2 protein-coding genes and 1 pseudogene are annotated in these 1,896 nt (G+C 71.7%); all 3 read left to right on the forward strand.

All coding sequences use genetic code 11. The features are described from left to right. Window positions 1-100: 100 nt before the first annotated feature. Window positions 101-514, forward strand: coding sequence for a DUF3151 domain-containing protein (locus tag FNH04_RS45505; RefSeq protein WP_152792077.1), 414 nt, complete (start codon window positions 101-103; stop codon window positions 512-514). Window positions 515-689: 175 nt separating this feature from the next. Then, window positions 690-1,529 (forward strand): tryptophan 2,3-dioxygenase family protein, encoded by an 840-nt coding sequence (locus FNH04_RS45510; protein WP_152792078.1) that lies wholly within the window; start codon window positions 690-692, stop codon window positions 1,527-1,529. Then, window positions 1,522-1,896, forward strand: a pseudogene (locus FNH04_RS45515) (kynureninase); the annotation flags it as partial. The gene FNH04_RS45510 and the pseudogene FNH04_RS45515, both read left to right, overlap by 8 nt.

The raw sequence follows: 1,896 nt of genomic DNA on the forward strand, positions 1-1,896 counted from the left end.
TCCCTGAACGGGCCTCGTCCTCGAGCGCCGGACGGGCTGGGCGTGGGCGGCTCCCGGGGCAGGGACCTACCCCGCCCCCACATGGGCCAGACTGGAGGTCATGACCATTCACGAGAACCTCCTCGGGGGCCCGCCCCCGACGCACCTCCCCGACGACCCGGGACCCCGCGAACTGCTCGCGAACGGCACGCCCCCCGCGGACGTCGCCGCGAAGTACCCCACCTCCTCCCTCGCCTGGGCCCAGCTCGCGGACGACGCGTTCGAACGAGGCTCGGTCGTCGAGTCGTACGCCTACGCCCGCACCGGCTACCACCGCGGCCTGGACGCCCTGCGCCGCAACGGCTGGAAGGGCCACGGCCCGGTTCCCTGGGAGCACGAGCCGAACCGCGGCTTCCTCCGCGCCCTGCACGCCCTCGCCCGCGCCGCCGGTTCGATCGGCGAGCAGGAGGAGCACGAGCGCTGCACCCAGTTCCTGAAGGACTCCTCGCCCACCGCGGCCCAGACGCTGAGCTGAGCGTCGTCTCCGGTGACGTGAGCGTCGTCCCCTGTGACGGGCCCGCCTGGTGTGACCAGGCGGGCCTTGCGCTTTCGGGGGACGATTGCGCAGGATTACCGGTTGGGGACCGGGGCCCCCGTGTCGGTAACGGCAGGGGCGGACCGCTACCCGGAGCACATATCAGGAGACAGCGATGTCCCACGAGGCTCACGAGGCCGAAGAGCCTGCGACTCCGCATCTCGACTTCCAGGGCACGACCCCGTACGAGGACTACGTCAAGGCAGACGTCCTCACCCACCTCCAGCAGACCCTCTCCGACGACCCCGGAGAGATGGTGTTCCTGGTGACCACCCAGGTCATGGAGCTGTGGTTCACCGTCATCGTCCACGAGTGGGAGACCGCCACGGGCGCGCTCCGCGAGGACGACGTACCGACGGCCGTGGCCGCGCTGAAGCGGTCCGTACGGGAGCTGGAGGCGCTCAACGCGTCCTGGCGGCCCCTCTCCCAGCTCACGCCCGCCCAGTTCAACTCCTACCGTGACGCCCTCGGCGAGGGCTCCGGCTTCCAGTCGGCGATGTACCGCCGTATGGAGTTCCTGCTCGGCGAGAAGTCCGCCTCCATGCTCGTACCGCACCGCGCCGCCCCGCGCGTCCACGCGGAACTGGAGAAGGCCCTGCACGAACCGAGCCTGTACGACGAGGTGCTGCGGCTGCTGGCGCGGCGCGGCCACGCGGTGCCGGAGTCGGTCCTGCGCCGTGACGTGTCGCAGCGGTACGAGCCCTCGGCGGAGGTCGAGGCGGCGTGGGCCGCCCTCTACTCGGGTGACGAGACCGACGAACTCGCCCGGCTCGGCGAGGCGTTGACGGACGTCGCCGAACTGGTGTGGCGCTGGCGCAACGACCACCTCGTCGCCACCCGCAGGGCGATGGGCGCGAAGCCCGGCACGGGCGGCTCCGCCGGGGTGGCCTGGCTGGAGAAGCGGGCCCGGAAGAACGTCTTCCCCGAGCTGTGGACGGCGAGGTCCCATGTCTGAGCTGATATCCAGAGCCGCGGAACTGGACGCCGCGGACGAACTGGCCGGGCTGCGCGAGAAGTTCGTGCTCGACGACGCTGTGTACCTCGACGGGAACTCGCTGGGCGCGCTGCCCGCGGCCGTCCCCGGGCGCGTGGACGACGTCGTACGACGACAGTGGGGCTCCCTGCGCATCCGTTCCTGGGACGAGAGCGGCTGGTGGACGGCGCCCGAGCGCATCGGTGACCGTATCGCCCCGCTCGTGGGCGCGGCGGCCGGGCAGGTCGTGGTGGGTGACTCCACGAGTGTCAACGTGTTCAAGGCGCTTGTGGGCGCTGTGCGCCTCGCGGGTGCGGGTGCGGGTGCGGATGCCGGTGCGGATGCGGGC

The sequence above is a fragment of the Streptomyces phyllanthi genome (genome assembly GCF_009377205.1).
GTDB lineage: Bacteria > Actinomycetota > Actinomycetes > Streptomycetales > Streptomycetaceae > Streptomyces > Streptomyces phyllanthi.